The sequence below is a fragment of the Pseudomonas sp. JL23 genome (assembly GCF_056933585.1).
Map to the genome: position 1 here is coordinate 5498205 of NZ_CM167795.1, position 16042 is coordinate 5514246.

The following is a 16042-nucleotide window of genomic DNA, read 5'->3' on the forward strand; positions in this document are numbered from 1 at the left end:
TACTGAAAGGAATTCGACCATGGCCAAAGACGCCCTCAAGACCGCCTCTGTTCTCGCTTTTGAACGCAAACTCGATCCGTCCGATGCTTTGTTCCATGCCGGTGACTGGCAGTCACGGGATAACTGGGTGCCGGTAGTCATTCGCGAAAAATCCGTGCGCGGGACCATTTCCAACCGGATGAAAACCAAAGATATCGACCCGGCCAAACTCGATGCACAAATCGAGAAGCCCAACCTGCAAACCGTGGATGTCGCAACCCTGCCTCACGACGCCGACACTTTGCGCGTCAGCTTTACCCTGCGAGTTCTGTCAGGCACCGGCCAACCCTCAGCGTGCAACGACAGTGACTATCGTCAGAAGCTGCTGGAAACCGTAAAGAGTTACGTAGATAGCCATGGCTTCAATGAGCTGGCACGTCGCTATACACATAACCTGGCCAACGGTCGCTTCCTGTGGCGCAACCGCATTGGCGCCGAACAAGTACAAGTGGACGTTTCCCACCTGGTCGACGGCAAGACTGCCGCACAATGGAGCTTTGATGGCCTGGCTTTGTCCCTGCGCAACTTCGACAGCTCTGCCGAAAATACAAACGCGATCAATGAGCTGACACAACTGATCGCCAACGGCCTGGCGGGCAATCAGCATGTGCTTCTTGGGGTAACCGCGTATGTACGCATGGGGGCCGGGCAGGAGGTGTTTCCGTCCCAGGAATTGATCCTCGATCGCGATGACAAGAAAAGCAAAACCCTCTACCACGTCAACCATATTGCAGGCCTGCATTCGCAGAAAGTCGGCAACGCCATTCGCAGCATCGACACTTGGTATCAAGAGGCTGAGGTCAATGGCCCGATTGCCATCGAACCCTACGGTTCAGTGACCACTCAAGGCAAAGCCTACCGTCAGCCGCGCAGCAGCAAAGACGACTTCTACACACTGCTCGATGGCTGGGTGCTTAAGGACAAAGTGCCGGAACTGGATCAGCAACATTTCGTGATTGCCACGCTGATTCGTGGTGGCGTATTTGGCGAGGCGGGTTGAAACATGGATCACTACATCGACCTGAAACTGCTGCCCGACCCGGAGTTCGCAGCCACTCAGTTGATGAGTGCGCTGCTATCCAAGCTGCACCGCGGCCTGCATGACCTGCGACGTGGCGACGTAGGGATCAGCTTCCCCGAAATCGAAACCGCCCGTCATCACCTGGGCAACAGCTTGCGCCTGCATGGACCGCAAGAAGCCCTGAACCAGTTGCAGGCCCTGAATTGGTTGACCGGTATGCGCGACCATGTGCAGGTCAGCGCTGTGAACGGCGTGCCTGAACACGTGCGCTACCGCCTCGTCAGCCGCGTGCAGGTAGACAGCAACCCGGAACGCAGTCGCCGACGCCTGATCAAACGCCACGGCATCAGCGAAGCCGAGGCCCGCGAACGCATCCCCGACAGCGCCGCCAAACGTTGCAACCTGCCCTTCGCTTACCTGCGCAGCAACGGCAGCGGCCAGGCCTTTCCGCTATTTATCCGTCATGGACCGATACTGGAAGTTGCGCAACAAGGCACCTTCAACAGTTACGGCCTGAGCACGACCGCCACTATTCCCTGGTTCTGACCCTCTTTTTTCAACGAAATACGGCCCCTTGTGAATCAATGAGTTACGAGGAGCTGTAAAAAGAGGGTTTTTGCGGGGTTTTGGAGGATTTGTGTTTCAGGGCAATGGGTTGAATAGAAGATGGTCTGGTTCACTGCCGTGTAGGCAGCTAAGAAAACCGACTTTCCGGCCTCGGCGTTCGTCGCTGGGTTCACTGCCGTGTAGGCAGCTAAGAAACAGCTCGCCTCGACCGTGGCCCGCTTCTCGCTGTTCACTGCCGTGTAGGCAGCTAAGAAAATCATGATCGAGGCCTTGAGCCTTGACCGCGTGTTCACTGCCGTGTAGGCAGCTAAGAAAAGGATGGTCACCATGGTACTGGCCTGGACAGTGTTCACTGCCGTGTAGGCAGCTAAGAAACTGAGCCAAGCCGATCTAGAAGCGCTGGATCACGTTCACTGCCGTGTAGGCAGCTTAGAAAGTGATTTTGTATGTATCCCCCACCGAAGCAGTGTTCACTGCCGTGTAGGCAGCTTAGAAAAGTTCTGGAGCAAGTACCGCGACGACGACGTTGTTCACTGCCGTATAGGCAGCTTAGAAAGATGTAACAGTGACGGGCGTTAATCCTGCCGAGTTCACTGCCGTGTAGGCAGCTTAGAAAATGTCCGGCCCTCGCTGTGTGATTGGTCATCGGTTCACTGCCGTATAGGCAGAAAAGAATATTCTCGGTCGCAACGGCGATGCAGCTGTTCACTGTCGTGTAGGCAGCTTAGAAAATGAAAAAGAGCCAAGCCGCCGCCGCACGCGCGTTCACTGCCGTATAGGCAGCTTAGAAATCGCCGGGGGGCAGAGGTCAAGGGGGTGAGGTGTTCACTGCCGCATAGGCAGCTTAGAAAAAGTACAGAGGCAACGATGGCGCGGCAGGCTCGTTCACTGCCGTATAGGCAGCTTAGAAAATCCGCCGCCGCCTCGGGGCCATCTTCGAAACGTTCACTGCCGTGTAGGCAGCTTAGAAATATCGCGCCGCCTGGAAACAGGCTCAGCACTGGTTCACTGTCATGTAGGCAGCTTAGAAATTGCTCCAGATTTTACGATTGTTCGTCGGGTCGTTCACTGCCGTGTAGGCAGCTTAGATAAAGCTGGGCACTACCAGCACCGCCCCAACCATGTTCACTGCCGTATAGGTAGCTTAGAAAATATGGTTATCGCCATTTACCACACTGGTAAAGTCACTGCCGTATAGGCAGCTTAGAAAACATGCCCGCCACTGCCAGCTGGAATGCCCATGTTCACTGTCGTGTAGGCAGCTTAGAAAGCGAAGCTCTGACGCCACTGGGCGCCCTGCCCGTTCACTGCCGTATAGGCAGCTTAGAAAATGCCGTCACCGGGGCGCTGCGAGTAAATGGAGTTCACTGCCGTGTAGGCAGCTTAGAAAACTGCACATCCGACACCAATAAAAAGCCCCGCGTTCACTGCCGTGTAGGCAGCTCAGAAACACTTCGCTTTACCCACGTGAATCTCGTGGTAGTTCACCGCCGAACAGGCAGCCCAACAAAAACTCGCCCGCTATTGTTCTTCATGAGTCCTAAGCACCGCCTGCGCCATCTGCTCGATATAATCAAAAACCTCATCCTGCACCACATACCTGAACTGCTTGCGCCGGTTGGCTGAAACCGTGCCGTTCTGCGCCAGGCACATCATCACCAGGTTGGATAAGTCGCTGCCGCGTACGTCGTAACGCTCATCCACGGCTTTTACGATCTTGTCGTAGTTGTCCAGGAACAGCGTTTCTTCGCGAAGCTCGACTTCCAGTGCGCGCTTGGCCATCTCCAGGGTGAAGCAAACACCGGGGGTGGCGTCCCAGAAGCGATAGATCGCCGAATGGCCGGTGAAGTCAAAGGACAGGTTGCCCTGATCGATCCAGCGCACATCCCAGAATTCACGTGCAGGCCTGGAGAACTGTTGCAGGGTTTCCAGGTACAGGCGCTCTTCACGCTTCATGGCAACCGAAACGGGCAACAGCAAGCCATTTTCCAGGGCGCCGGCGCGGCATAACGTTTGATGGATGAGGAAACGGGACAGACGGCCATTACCGTCCATGAACGGATGGAGGAAGACAAAACCGAAAGAAATGACGCCAGCGGCGACCAGCGGATCGATCTGCCCGGCAGCCCGGTTACCCAGGTCCATAAGCTGTTCCATCAACTCACGGCATAGCTCAGGGGCAGGCGGCACGTAGGTAACGCCAGCAGCGCCGTGCAGGCCGCTGGCCAGATGGTTCTGTTCATGGCGGAACGCAGCGGCCATATCGTACGGGTTGGAAATCGTCGCGTTCTGTAAGGCGACCAAATAATCTTCGCTCAGTGGAATGCGCTCATGGGCCTGCCTGAGCAATTTGATGAAACGTCGGGATTTGTCTTCGCTGGGGGATTCTTTTTCGATGGCGAAGGAATCCTGGGTCTCGTGCAGATAGGCCCAGTTGATAGCCCGATCCATCATGGCCGACGGCAGGCTTTGTATGAATGCCTGCGCACGCCCGAGAATGTCGTGTTGCAGCAGTTCCACAAGCTGTGGCGTCCGCTCGACCGTCGCGCAATAGGCCAGCGTACCGATGCCATTGAACTCCACACGCCAGCGCGAATTGCGCTCACCGGGCATGGTCAGGTATTGCTGCGGATCGAAAAGCGGTATGAACCGACCTTTTACAGGAGCGCGCTGACGGACTTGCTCACCGGTAAAGGCTTCACGCAGAAAGCAGGCCTTGCGGATATAGATCCCGTTCGGCGCTTTTTCCAGTTCGGCTTCGAGTGCGGCGGTCGGAATCTGCGGCAGAGCCTGGGCGAGGATGGCAAGGTTGATGCCTTCATGCTTCAGAGCAAACAACAGATGCCCCAGCAGATCATCTTGCGCCGGGGCCATGCCTGGAGGGACGGCCAAAGTCTCGGCAATCCATTCAAGCCGCGTGACTGGCTTGATGTGCGCAGGGCGGCGCAAGGGGAAGGCCGAGAGTCGCAGAGTCTCTTGCAGCCAGGCATATCCAGCTGAGGTCATGACAAATCCTGATTTTTAACGATAGGCCGCAGTTTTTCTTCACTCAGCCAAGAAAATCTTAATAAACGTCGATTATCCCGATTTTTTCTTAACTCGCTACGGTAAAAATTCAATAGCTAACGCGTGAATCAGCGACGTCTGCGCTAGGACCGAACTTGTTGGCGAAGCGTCCGGCCTGAAACACCGCGCTATCCAGCTCGCTGGCGAGTCGGCTGGCCGCCCGCTCCAATGGTTCTACGGCGCTCCCCGAACCTGGCACGCTTCCCGCTATTGTTTACCCACTGAGTTGTTGAACAATCTTTGGGAACCCCCGTTATGACCCCTGCCCCGGAAAATGATCTGTCCCTGGCCGACCGCGTGGCCATGGAGTTGCGCGCCGACATTATCGGTGGGCGGCTATTGCCTGGTATGGCGCTGGTCGAGAGCGAGCTGGTCAAATCCTACAGCGCGTCGCGCAATACCGTACGCGAGGCGCTGCATCATCTTGGCCGCGAAGGGTTGGCGCGCTATGTGCGCAACAAGGGGGTGATGGTACGGCGCATGGGCGTTGCGGATGTGCGGGATATTTTCCAGGTCCGGCGCACCCTGGAACTGCCTGCACTGGCGGGCAGTCAGGCGCTGCACGAATCCCGCCTGGCGCTGATGGGCGATGCCATCGAAGCCGCCGAATTGGCTCAGGAGCGCGAGGACTGGCAGGCCTTCGGCACTCATAGTCTGCGCTTTCACCAACATATCGTCGGGCTGTTGTGCAGCCCGTTGTTCGACGAGTTCTTCACCCAGGTCGCCGCCCAGTTGCGCCTGGTATTTTCCAGTGCCGGCAGCGAAGAGCGCTTCCAGAAACCCTGGCTGGACCGCGACCGGCAAATCCATGAACTGCTCGCCGAAGGCCGTCGCCAGGACGCCCACGAGGCCCTGCGCCTCTACCTCAAAGATTCCGAACGCGAGCTGCTGGACGTCTTCAGCCGCGCCGCCAAACCCTGAACGAGGATTCACCATGTATAAGGACTATCCCGCCGCTTACCAGGTCAGCAAGGGCAGCGCCCTGCAGGTCGATCAGGCGTTCTATGACCGGGTGCGCGAAGGCAAGGGCCAGCGCACGCTGATCGAACAGTTCGAAGTGCCGATCCGCACCGGCCGGGCCTGGAAAGTCCCGGCCGGCCATGTGTTTCGCGTGACCACGCCGGTCGGCCCTCAGGTCGGCGACTTCAACGTGTGGAACGCCAACGACCCGCGCGAACGCATGTGGGCCGCCCGCACCCGGCAGTTGCAGGGCGCCCATGTCAGCACCTATGACCGACTGTGGTCGAACCTGCCGTTCCTGCGCCCGCTGGTCACCATCACCGATGACAGCCTGGCCAGCTACGGCATCGACGAACACGGCGGCCGCCTGCATGACCTGCTCGGCACCCGCTGCGATCCGTACGTGAATCGCATGCTCACCGGCGAGGACTTCCATCATCACTGCCACTCCAACCTGACCCGCGCCGTACTGCCCCATGGCCTGACCGAGTTCGACGTGCATGACGTGCTGAATATCTTCCAGTGCACCGGCCTGAATCATGACGACATGTATTTCATGAAAGCCTGCCCGGCCAGGCAGGGCGACTACCTGGAGTTCTTCGCCGAAATCGACCTGCTCTGCGCCCTCTCCACCTGCCCCGGCGGTGATCTATCGCTGCCGATGTGGGGGCCGGATGCCCAGGATCCGCTGACGGTCTGCCGTCCGCTGGGGGTAGAGATTTATCAACTGGATGACGCGTTGTTGCAGGGTTGGCAGCAGCCAGAGCGCGCTGCCTATAAAGGCCTGCACGGGTTGCACATTGCCAAGGCAGACTGGGAAGCTTGAGACTGACTCGCCGTAGGAGCGGCTTTAGCCGCGAGGGCGCCCTCCCGGCTAAAGCCGGTCCTACGGGTAGCGGTGTGCCGATGCAGGCCTTATGCTGCCTGCTTTCGCGCAAGGACGCTGATTATGAAACATATCGTTTTATTGGCCCTGGCACTCGCCCTGAGTGGCTGCGGCAACATCGTCACGGTGTACATGGGAGACGCAAAGACCAGTAACTTTCTGCTGGATCAGGGTTCCTCCTGTGGTGCCGTGCCGCGAGTCTACAGCGGCGTGATATTCGACTTCTGCATGCTCTATGGCGAGCCTGCGAACAACAGCAGAAGCACCGCGTCTGGTAGCTCCGCGTTTCCAATCCTATTCATTGATGCCGCAGCCTCCGGTGTCCTGGACACCGTATCCCTGCCCTACACCATCTACCGCCAATCCACGGACGGCAGTATCGAAATCAGTCGTCGTAACTGGAAAAGAGAGAGCTGAAACCCATGCAGCGCTTGACCCTGACCCTCGCTTTACTGGCTAGTGGCACCATCGCCCATGCTCAGGAGTCCACCTCCCATCTGGACAGCGTCCAGCAACAGGGCCAACTGGCCGTGTGCACCACGGGCGATTACAAGCCCTACTCGTTCCTGCGCCCGGACGGCGAATACGAAGGCATCGATATCGAGATGGCACGCAACCTGGCCAAGAGCCTGGGCGTGAAGGTGCAGTGGGTGCCCACTACCTGGAAAACCCTGATGCCGGACTTCCTCGCGGGCAAGTGTGATATCGCCGTGGGCGGTATTTCGGTGAGCCTGGAGCGGCAGAAGAAGGCCTTCTTCAGCAATATTCTGGATATCGACGGCAAGATCCCCTTGGTGCGCTGTGAAGAACAGGCGCAGTACCAGACCCTGGAACAGATCAATCGCCCCGAAGTACGTCTGGTCGAACCGGCGGGCGGCACCAACGAAGCCTTTGTTCACGCTTATGCACCCAAGGCGCAATTGGCCCTGCATGACAACGTGACCATCTTTCAGCAGTTGCTCGACAAGAAGGCCGACGTGATGATCACCGACGCTTCCGAAGCGCTCTATCAGCAAAAGCGCCTGCCCGGCCTGTGTGCGGTAAATCCGAGCAAATACATGCAGTACGGCGAAAAGGCTTACCTGCTACCACGGGACGACATGGCCTGGAAAAGCTACGTCGATCAATGGCTGCACCTGAGCAAAGCCAACGGCGCGTACCAGAAAGTGGTCGGTGAATGGCTGGCGGTGCCGGGGGAATAAACCCCGGCGTGTCGCACATTGTGTGACCTTGTACTACGGTGTATTACATCTGATTACACTGGAGGATGAGGTATGACAATGCTCTCCCTGCGCCTGCCGGATGATCTGTCCGAGCTGCTGACGGCCCTGGCCAAGGCCACCGGCCGCAGCAAGTCGTTTCATGCCGTAGAGGCGCTGCGCGAGTACCTGGCCAGGGAAGCCTGGCAGGTGGCGCAGATCGAGAAAGCCGTCAAGGAAGCCGATGCCGGGGACTTCGCCAGCGAGGCCGAGGTCAACACGGTCATGGAAAAGTGGCTGGACAATGCGCGTTGAATGGCTGAAAAACGCGCTGAACAATCTCCAGGAAGAAGCCACCTACCTGGCCCGGGACAACCCCCGGGCGGCGGCGGAGTTCATTGCAGCCATCAAGTACCGGGTCGAGCAACTGGCGCGCTTGCCCGAGCAAGGCCGTGAAGGCCGCATCGTCGGCACCCGGGAGTGGACGGTGATCGACCGGCCTTACCTTATTCCCTACCGCGTGCGCCAAGGTCGTCTACAGGTGCTGCGGATCATTCATACGCGTCGTGCACTGACTCTCTAGCCGGTGATAAGGTTCTTCCTACACCCGCCAGGGAACGGAGCCCATTGTGAAAACCAGTAAAACCATCACCCGCGCCTTCTGCGTCGAGCTGCAACGAGAGTTGTCTATCACCGCCGCGCGGCGCGAGTACTTTTCCCTGGAGCCGCCGCGCCAGCGCTTTGAGTTTCTCTGTTCCAGCGAAGCTTGCCGGGCATTGGGCGCGAAGATTACCGGGGTGCGCTACGACGTCAAACCTCAGGACAACCCGACCTTCGTCGCCGCGCATTTCCGCGCCAACCCACACTATGAGCATGACCCCGGTTGCGAGTGGGTCGAAGTCGATGCCGAAAAAGAAGCCACCGCCCCTGCCAACGAGACCGAAGGCGAAGCCCGTCTACGCAAGGCCCGGCGCAAGCTCGATGACTATATCGACGTGTTCGACCCGACCCTTCGCACGCCTGCCAAGGACAAGGAAACAGCCACAGCCACGCAAGCAATCGTCGAAGCCAAACCCGGCCCCGAACGGGCAGCCGAAGAAAAAGTGCCAAGCGCAACGCCGGTGCGCAGTGAAACCCGCACCAGCAATCTCGAGCGTCTGGTGGATGCCTACCGCCAGGCCAAGGCGCAGCTTGAGGCGCAAGATTTCAATCTGCTGAAGCTACGGGTACCCGGTCAGGGCGAGATGACCCTGCGTTCATACTTTCGGCATATCAAGTACGCGCAGGTGGGCGACAGCGGGCGGATCGTCTACGGCGGCGGCTTGGTCGAGCGTTATGGGGCGGGCTTCAAGTTCAAGTTCTTCGACCGCCTGAACGGCAAGCAGGTGACGCTCTATGTGTCACCGGCGCAGATGCAGGCCTACCGTTCCAGTCGCTACCTCGGCGAGCTGCTCAGCCATGCCGACGAGGTGAAGTTCTTCACCCTGTATGCCTTGGGCAAACTGGTGCAGAGCCCATCGGGCAAGAGCGTCAGCGTAGAAGTGCAAGACCTGCGTCATCTGGCGATCGTGCTGGGGCCGGAAAAAGCGTCAGGCGATACTAGCGAGCCGACTCAATCGCCTTGAGTGCACTCAACGAAGCGATTTCCACCTTGCCGTACTTGAGCACCACCGCGCCTTCAGCGGCCATGGCCTTGAGCTCAAGCGCGAGTGTCTGGCGTGTGATGCCAAGCATCATGGCCAGATCGTCCTGAGTGACGTTGAGGATCTGACGCTCGCTGGTCGCCAGGGTCGCATCGCCCCTGGCCAGGTGCTCAAGACGCCGGGCAATCCGTACGCGGGTCGAGCGCAGCATGGCGTCTTCAAGCATGGTGTAGACCAGCCGGGTATGAATGGCCTGCAACAGGGCCACGGCGCGGGCAAAACCGGCGTCGAGCATCAAACGATCAAATACCGGCGGATCGACGCACAACACCTCGGCCGCAGTGATCGCACTGACGTCGTGGATGCGCGGCAGGCCATCGAGCAGCGACGTTTCGCCAAACCAATTACCGGCTTCGAACAGGGTCAGGATCGCCTCGCGCCCGTCCTCGCGCAGAGTCGAGACCTTCAGCGTGCCCTGGACCAGGCCATAGAAACAGCCTGATACATCACCCTGACGCGACAGGAACTCGCCCGCCCCAAGGCGTTGCACGCGACTGTTGGCCAATAGCTCGCCCTGAAGATTGGCGCCCAATCCGGCGAACCAGGAATGACGGTTCATCTGTTGCTGGATATCCATGCTCACGCTGTCTCCTGACCGGGAAATGCAAGATACCTTGCAGTGTGGGGGGATACAAAAGGCTAGGCTTGCCATTAACAACGCCGTCCTCTGTAGGAGCTGCCGAAGGCTGCGAAATCGGTCCGTCAGATAAACCCATTCGCAGCCTTCGGCAGCTCCTACAGGGATGTGCTCCGCCAATAACAATAAAAAGGAACCCCTGATGAATATCCCCTCGCTCAAAGACCAGGTCAGCCCCGAAGAGTGGAAAATCCGTTGCGATCTCGCCGCCTGTTATCGGCTGGTTGCGCTGCACGGTTGGACCGATCTGATCTTCACCCATATCAGCGCGCGCCTGCCCGGTGATGATCATCGCTTTCTGATCAACCCCTACGGCATGCTCTTCGAAGAGGTCACTGCCTCGTCACTGATTGTGGTCGATCAACAAGGCAACAAGCTCAATGACTCGCCGTTCAACGTCAATCGCGCCGGTTTCGTCATTCACAGCGCCATTCACGCGGCCCGGGAAGATGCCCAGTGCGTGCTACACACCCACACCCGCGCCGGGATTGCCGTGAGCGCGCAGAAGTGCGGCGTGCTGCCGATTTCCCAACAGTCCACCTTTGTCCTGGCGTCTTTGGGTTATCACGATTACGAAGGCGTGGCGATTCGTGATGAGGAGCGCGTCAGCCTGCAAGCCGATCTGGGTACGGCGAATTTCCTGATGCTGCGCAATCACGGCCTGTTGACGGTTGGGCGTTCGATTGCCGAGGCATTTCTGGCGATGTATCTGTTTGAGAGCACCTGTCAGATTCAGCTATCGGCCCAGGCCGGTGGCGAGCTGACTCATGTGCATGATGCGATTGTCGAGGGCGTGGCCCACGTCATGAAGGTGCAGACCGAAGGTCAGGGCGGGGAATTCGTATGGCCGGCGCTGCTGCGCAAGCTGGAGCGGATCGGGAGTGACTATAAAAGTTGAATGGCGACGCAATAAACAAGTAGGACCGGCTTTAGCCGGGAAGGCGCCTTCCCGGCTAAAGCCGGTCCCACTGTCAAGCAACCAAGGCCGTTGTTAGACCTTGACGATCCAGCCCGCCGGCGCTTCAACGTCACCGGACTGCACGCCGGTCAGCTCTTTGTACAAGCGCTGAGTGACCGGGCCGACTTCCGTCTGGCTGTGGAAGACGTGCAGCTTGTCCTTGTAGGAAATGCCGCCAATCGGGGTGATCACAGCAGCAGTACCGCAGGCACCGGCTTCCTTGAATTCGTCGATCTTGTCGATGAACACATCGCCTTCGACCACTTCAAGACCCAAGCGGCTTTGTGCCAGTTCGATCAGCGACAGGCGAGTGATGCCTGGCAGCACGGATGGCGACTTCGGTGTAACGAACTTGCCATCAGCCGTGATCGCAAAGAAGTTGGCCGAACCGACTTCCTCGATTTTCGAGTGGGTCTGCGGATCCAGATAGATGCAATCGGCGAAGCTGTTTTTCTTGGCTTCGGAACCTGGCATCAGGCTGGCCGCGTAGTTGCCACCGACCTTGGCGGCACCCGTGCCGTTGGGCGCGGCGCGGTCGTAGCTGGAGATCACGAAATTGTTCGGCTTCAGGCCGCCCTTGAAGTAAGCGCCGACCGGAATGCAGAAGATCGAGAAGATGAACTCAGGCGCAGTCCGCACGCCGATGTTGTCACCGACGCCAATCACGAACGGACGCAGGTACAGCGCGCCACCCGAACCATATGGCGGGATGAAATGTTCGTTGGCCTTGACCACCTGCTTGCAGGCTTCGATGAACTGCTCGGTAGGCACATGGGGCATCAACAGGCGTGAACAGCTGCGCTGCATGCGCTGGGCGTTCTGGTCGGGACGGAACAGGTTGATCGAACCATCCTTGCAGCGGTAGGCCTTCAGGCCCTCGAAGCACTGCTGGCCGTAGTGCAACGCGGTCGACCCTTCACTGATGTGCAGGACGTTGTCTTCGGTCAGGGTGCCTTCCTGCCAGGCGCCATCACGCCAGTGCGACAGATAACGCTTGTCTGTCTTGATGTAATCGAAACCCAATGTGTCCCAGTTGATGCTTTCGTGACCCATAACACCCTCGTTGATTTAGCCATCGCCTGCTTGAGTCAGGCCAGGAACCGATTCTGCCAGATCGACCCGACATCGGCGTAGTCGCAAGCAAGCAAGATAACCTGTAACGAAAAAAATCGCTGCACACAGACGACTCAAAGGTCGGGAAAAATAAGATCCTCTGATACTCAGCGGAACAGGCTTTTACAAATGTGGGACCGGCTTCAGCCGGGAAGACGGTATTCAACGCCATAAACAGGCATTGAATGTCACTGGCCTCTTCCCGGCTAAAGCCGGTCCCACAAGATGTGTACAGTGCCTACTGTCACACCCGGAATTTCAACACCACCTGATTAAGCCCCACAGCCAGTTGCGACAGCTCGCTGCTGGCGGCGGAGGTCTGGTTGGCGGCTGCCGAACTTTGCATCGACAGATCACGGATGCTGGTCAGGTTTCGATCCACTTCACGGGCGACCTGAGCCTGCTCTTCAGTGGCCGAGGCGATGCCCAGGTTGCGTTCGTTGATCAGCACGATGGCCGCGTTGATTTCCACCAGGGCCTGGCCAGCGGCTTCGGCGACTTGCAGGCTGGCCTTGGCCCGTTCGCTGCTGCTGCTCATGGCGTTGACGGCCTTGCCGGTGCCAGCCTGGATCGAGGTGATCATCTGCTCGATTTCCGCTGTGGACTGCTGGGTGCGATGGGCCAGTGCGCGCACTTCATCGGCGACCACGGCAAAACCGCGCCCGGCCTCGCCTGCACGCGCCGCTTCGATGGCCGCGTTCAGGGCCAGCAGGTTGGTCTGCTCGGCAATACCGCGAATCACATCGAGCACGCCGCTGATGCCTTGCACCTGTACCGCCAGGCCGTCGATTTCCGTCGCCGTCACACCGACTGCGCTGTGCAGTTCGTTGATCACCGTGACCGTCTCGGCCACCCGCAAATGGCCCTTTTCGGCCGACTGGCTGGATTCCTTGGCAGCAGTGGAGGCTTCGGCGGCATTGCGGGCCACTTCTTCAACGGCCGCGCTCATCTGATTGATGGCGGTGGCGGCCTGATTGATTTCGTCGTTCTGACGCTGAATGCCGCGCAGAGAGTCTTCGGTAACCGCGGTCATTTCCTCGGAGGTCGAAGCCAGTTGATTGGAGGAGTGGCCGAGGTGGGAGATAGTCGTGCGCAGGTTTTCCTGCATCACGCTTAGGGCGGTCAACAGGCGCCCTGCCTCGTCCTTGCCATCCGATGCGACCGGGCGGCTGAAGTCGTTGTCGGCAATCGCTTCGGCCACGGCCAAGGCCTTGGCGATGGGTGCGGTGAGACTGCGGGTAAACATTGCCGCAAGCAGCAAGGTGGCTATCAGCGAGGCAATAATCGCAATGATGGTGATGGTGCGCGCCTGCTCATAAGTGGCAGTTGAGGCCGCCGTAGCCTGGGCGGCCTTGGCATCGGTCAGGTTACTGGCCCGTTCGATGACCTTGGCCAGACGGTTGGCTGCCTGAGTCTGCTCGCCGTCGGGAGCGCTCAGGGCGTTGACCACGTCATCGCGGTTCTGCCTTGCAGCGTCGACAAAGCGGCTGTGAACCCCCAGGTAACTGTTCGCTGCGGCCTGCATTTCACTGAAGATGGATCTGCCTTCGTCGGAGTCCAGCAAGGGCTTCATCACATCGATATGAGTTTGCAGATCGGCCCTTGCCTGACTGATTTTGGCACTGACAGCCTTGTCACTTTCCGGCGTCTTGGCCAGACGTAAGGAGGTGTTGTAGAGGCGCATGCTGATCAAGTCGGCACGAATATCATCAATACCCGACACCGAAGGCAGCACATTGCTCTCGACACGCTCCTGACTTCTTTTGAGGTCGGTTGACTGCTGCAGCGAAAACAGCCCTTGAGCGACTACCAGCAGCGCGAAGAAACCGAAACAGACCAGTGCACGTGGGGCGATGTTCAGCGATCTCAGATTCATGAGAAGCGACCTATTTTTGCTTTGAGAGCACGAAATATACGCGGGAATCGTTTTTTCTTAAATGGACATGACATCAAATAGCCATCATTTCATCTGAAACATACAGATGAATTGTGTCGTTATTGAAATGATTCGAATACAAGTGTGCAGCGGGAGCAGAGGCGCTCCCGCCGGGGGAAGGGGATCAAGCCGGTGAAGCTGCCTGCCCGCCCTGGCGAACCTGGATATATTCCAGCAGCGCAGGCAGGTCATTGCTGCTCAGGGTGCGGGCGATGGACTTGACCTCGTCCATGGGCCAATCCCACCAGGCGGCGTCGAGCAGTTGCTGGCGTATGTGTTCATCGAAGCGAAAGCGAATGAACTTGCAGGGATTGCCGCCGACCACCGAGAACGGCGCAACGTCCCGGGTGACTACGGCGCTGGCCGCTACAATCGAGCCATGGCCGATGGTCACGCCGGAGAGAATCATGGCCCCGGCACAGATCCAGCAGTCGCTGCCGATGACCACATCGCCCTTGCTTGGCGCGTAGTCCTTGATGTCTTCCAGGCCTTTCATCATGGCGGGGAACGGATAGGTAGTGAGCCAGTCGGTACGGTGCTCGCCGCCAAGCAGGATGCGTACACCCGCCGCGATCGAGGTGTAGGAGCCGATACGCAGCACCGTGTCATCACCGAATTCGAATACCTCCGGAATGCCATACGTGCCCACGCCCACGGTGTAGCGCGGGTATTGCAGGCGGATCTTTTCCGGTGCCCGCTCCAGTTTGTCCATGCGCCGCAGACGTTTGCGGGTGGCACGATTTTTCAGCATTTCGAGGAATTTCATGGGATGCCCGTATCAGTCGCCGCAGGCGTCAGCCTTCCTGGCGGTGCAGCAGAAAGCGCTTGAAGCGGCGGAAAGTGGTCATGTTGAACTGGCGCATGGGAATGGAACGCAACAGGCTCCATGCATGCTTTTTGTCCACCACCACGGCGTACTTGAGCGCCTTGTTGAGGATCGCCGTGCGTCCGCTCTGATACGACGGATGGCTGCTGTAAGGGGCGATGGTCTGCAAGTCGGCGTCGAGCAGAACCTTGTATTTACGCGAAAGGTTGTTGGGGTGGCGCCGATAGCGCGTGACGCTGACCGGCAGCACATCGATGCCATAGCCCTGATGGGCAATCTTCAGGGTGATCTGGAAATCCTGGACCTTGATATTCGGGTCATAGAACCCCGCAGCCTTCAGGGCATCCATGCGATACAGCGACACCGGCGCACCGACTACCACCGCGTCGCTGAGGATTTCGTCGAAGTGCAGATGCTTGATCTGGTCGAGTTTCTGATGCTTGGTGGTGTTGCCTTCGCTGTCCATGTAAATGATCAGCGCGCCAACACAACCGACATCCGGATGGTTGTCCAGATACTCGGCGCGCAGCCGCACCGAATCCGGCAGCATCAGGTCATCCAGGTCAGGCGTGGCGACATAGACGCCCTTGGCGTAGCGCAGGCCGTGATTGAGGGTCGCGCTGACACCCTGGTTTTCCTGGCGGTAGAGCTGGAAGGCATAGTGTTTTTGCAGGTCTTCGAGCATCGCAAAACTGTTATCGGTGGAACCATCATCGACGATGATCACTTCGAAGTTTTCGTAGTTCTGCGCAAAGATGCTGGCAATCGCCCCCTCAAGAAATTTCTCGGCGTTGTAACAAGGGGCAATGATCGAGACCAAGGGCGGTATATCAGCCCGCGTTCTTAGAGAAGTGAGTTCTTCAGTCATAGTTCAGTGTTATCAAAACCTTCCAAAGGGCCGGCCAAGGCAGAATCTGCTTACCATTTGCCTACAAACCAAACACATGATGAGGCAAGCACCTATCTCTTGTCATGGTTTGTATCCCATGCAAAAGCTAAAAAAATCTACATTCGACATTCAATCGGATGTCTGGACGCCATAGTCCACGCGGGTTGGAGTAATGGTAAAGCGTGGGCGATATTTAATTGACAGGGGAGAATAAGTCGCTCTAACAAACCGCCATTAAAGTC

The 16042-nt window shown here is 58.2% G+C and carries 16 protein-coding genes, 1 pseudogene and 1 CRISPR repeat array; of the genes and pseudogenes, 10 read left to right on the forward strand and 7 right to left on the reverse strand.

Going from position 1 to position 16042, the window contains the following annotated elements; all coding sequences use genetic code 11:
• The first annotated feature begins 19 nt into the window (after nucleotides 1-19).
• On the forward strand, nucleotides 20-1039 hold the full coding sequence (gene csy3, locus AC1Z24_RS25350; RefSeq protein ID WP_483743173.1) for a type I-F CRISPR-associated protein Csy3: 1020 nt from the start codon (nucleotides 20-22) through the stop codon (nucleotides 1037-1039).
• 3 nt (nucleotides 1040-1042) lie between these two features.
• Nucleotides 1043-1606, forward strand: a complete 564-nt coding sequence (cas6f, locus tag AC1Z24_RS25355) for a type I-F CRISPR-associated endoribonuclease Cas6/Csy4 (RefSeq protein WP_483743174.1) — start codon at nucleotides 1043-1045, stop codon at nucleotides 1604-1606.
• 128 nt (nucleotides 1607-1734) lie between these two features.
• Nucleotides 1735-2478: a CRISPR direct-repeat array (repeat unit 28 nt; unit sequence GTTCACTGCCGTGTAGGCAGCTTAGAAA).
• A gap of 670 nt (nucleotides 2479-3148) precedes the next feature.
• Here cas6f and AC1Z24_RS25360 read toward each other — a convergent pair.
• Nucleotides 3149-4633 (reverse strand): Fic family protein, encoded by a 1485-nt coding sequence (locus tag AC1Z24_RS25360; protein ID WP_483743175.1) that lies wholly within the window; start codon nucleotides 4631-4633, stop codon nucleotides 3149-3151.
• A gap of 315 nt (nucleotides 4634-4948) precedes the next feature.
• On the opposite strand from AC1Z24_RS25360, the gene AC1Z24_RS25365 reads away from it, so the two are divergent.
• From AC1Z24_RS25365 to AC1Z24_RS25395, 7 genes are all read left to right on the forward strand, one after another.
• Complete coding sequence (locus AC1Z24_RS25365; RefSeq protein WP_483743176.1) at nucleotides 4949-5614, forward strand: GntR family transcriptional regulator; 666 nt, start codon at nucleotides 4949-4951, stop codon at nucleotides 5612-5614.
• 13 nt (nucleotides 5615-5627) lie between these two features.
• Nucleotides 5628-6479: an urea carboxylase-associated family protein gene (locus AC1Z24_RS25370; RefSeq protein WP_483743177.1), complete on the forward strand. Its 852-nt coding sequence runs from the start codon at nucleotides 5628-5630 to the stop codon at nucleotides 6477-6479.
• A 123-nt stretch (nucleotides 6480-6602) separates the two neighbouring features.
• Nucleotides 6603-6956, forward strand: coding sequence for a YceK/YidQ family lipoprotein (locus tag AC1Z24_RS25375; protein WP_483743178.1), 354 nt, complete (start codon nucleotides 6603-6605; stop codon nucleotides 6954-6956).
• Nucleotides 6957-6961: 5 nt separating this feature from the next.
• Nucleotides 6962-7741, forward strand: a complete 780-nt coding sequence (locus AC1Z24_RS25380; RefSeq protein WP_483743179.1) for a transporter substrate-binding domain-containing protein — start codon at nucleotides 6962-6964, stop codon at nucleotides 7739-7741.
• Between the two features lie 72 nt (nucleotides 7742-7813).
• The gene (relB, locus tag AC1Z24_RS25385) at nucleotides 7814-8053 is read left to right on the forward strand and encodes a type II toxin-antitoxin system RelB family antitoxin (protein ID WP_483743180.1); all 240 of its coding nucleotides are present in this window, start codon (nucleotides 7814-7816) and stop codon (nucleotides 8051-8053) included.
• On the forward strand, nucleotides 8043-8321 hold the full coding sequence (locus AC1Z24_RS25390) for a type II toxin-antitoxin system RelE/ParE family toxin (RefSeq protein WP_483743181.1): 279 nt from the start codon (nucleotides 8043-8045) through the stop codon (nucleotides 8319-8321). Before relB ends, AC1Z24_RS25390 begins: the two co-directional genes overlap by 11 nt.
• A gap of 46 nt (nucleotides 8322-8367) precedes the next feature.
• Nucleotides 8368-9363, forward strand: a complete 996-nt coding sequence (locus AC1Z24_RS25395) for an ATPase (RefSeq protein WP_483743182.1) — start codon at nucleotides 8368-8370, stop codon at nucleotides 9361-9363.
• Here AC1Z24_RS25395 and AC1Z24_RS25400 read toward each other — a convergent pair.
• Nucleotides 9338-10018 carry a Crp/Fnr family transcriptional regulator gene (locus AC1Z24_RS25400; protein ID WP_483746715.1) on the reverse strand — a complete coding sequence of 227 codons (681 nt, stop codon included), beginning with the start codon at nucleotides 10016-10018 and terminating at the stop codon, nucleotides 9338-9340. The two genes, AC1Z24_RS25395 and AC1Z24_RS25400, sit on opposite strands and share 26 nt — an antisense overlap.
• 202 nt (nucleotides 10019-10220) lie before the next feature.
• Between AC1Z24_RS25400 and AC1Z24_RS25405 the strand changes: the two genes are divergently transcribed.
• Nucleotides 10221-10976, forward strand: a complete 756-nt coding sequence (locus tag AC1Z24_RS25405; protein ID WP_483743183.1) for a class II aldolase/adducin family protein — start codon at nucleotides 10221-10223, stop codon at nucleotides 10974-10976.
• Between the two features lie 93 nt (nucleotides 10977-11069).
• Here the strand turns inward: AC1Z24_RS25405 and AC1Z24_RS25410 are convergent, their stop codons facing one another.
• From AC1Z24_RS25410 to AC1Z24_RS25430, 5 genes and pseudogenes are all read right to left on the reverse strand, one after another.
• A complete protein-coding gene (locus tag AC1Z24_RS25410) occupies nucleotides 11070-12089 on the reverse strand; it encodes a branched-chain amino acid aminotransferase (RefSeq protein ID WP_483743184.1) in 1020 nt (339 codons plus the stop codon).
• Between the two features lie 304 nt (nucleotides 12090-12393).
• Nucleotides 12394-13257, reverse strand: coding sequence for a methyl-accepting chemotaxis protein (locus AC1Z24_RS25415; RefSeq protein WP_483746716.1), 864 nt, complete (start codon nucleotides 13255-13257; stop codon nucleotides 12394-12396).
• Nucleotides 13258-13296: 39 nt separating this feature from the next.
• Nucleotides 13297-14025, reverse strand: a pseudogene (locus tag AC1Z24_RS25420) (MCP four helix bundle domain-containing protein); the annotation flags it as partial.
• 184 nt (nucleotides 14026-14209) lie between these two features.
• The gene (locus AC1Z24_RS25425; protein ID WP_483743185.1) at nucleotides 14210-14851 is read right to left on the reverse strand and encodes a CatB-related O-acetyltransferase; all 642 of its coding nucleotides are present in this window, start codon (nucleotides 14849-14851) and stop codon (nucleotides 14210-14212) included.
• A 28-nt stretch (nucleotides 14852-14879) separates the two neighbouring features.
• Nucleotides 14880-15779 carry a glycosyltransferase family 2 protein gene (locus AC1Z24_RS25430; protein WP_483743186.1) on the reverse strand — a complete coding sequence of 300 codons (900 nt, stop codon included), beginning with the start codon at nucleotides 15777-15779 and terminating at the stop codon, nucleotides 14880-14882.
• Nucleotides 15780-16042 lie beyond the last annotated feature (263 nt).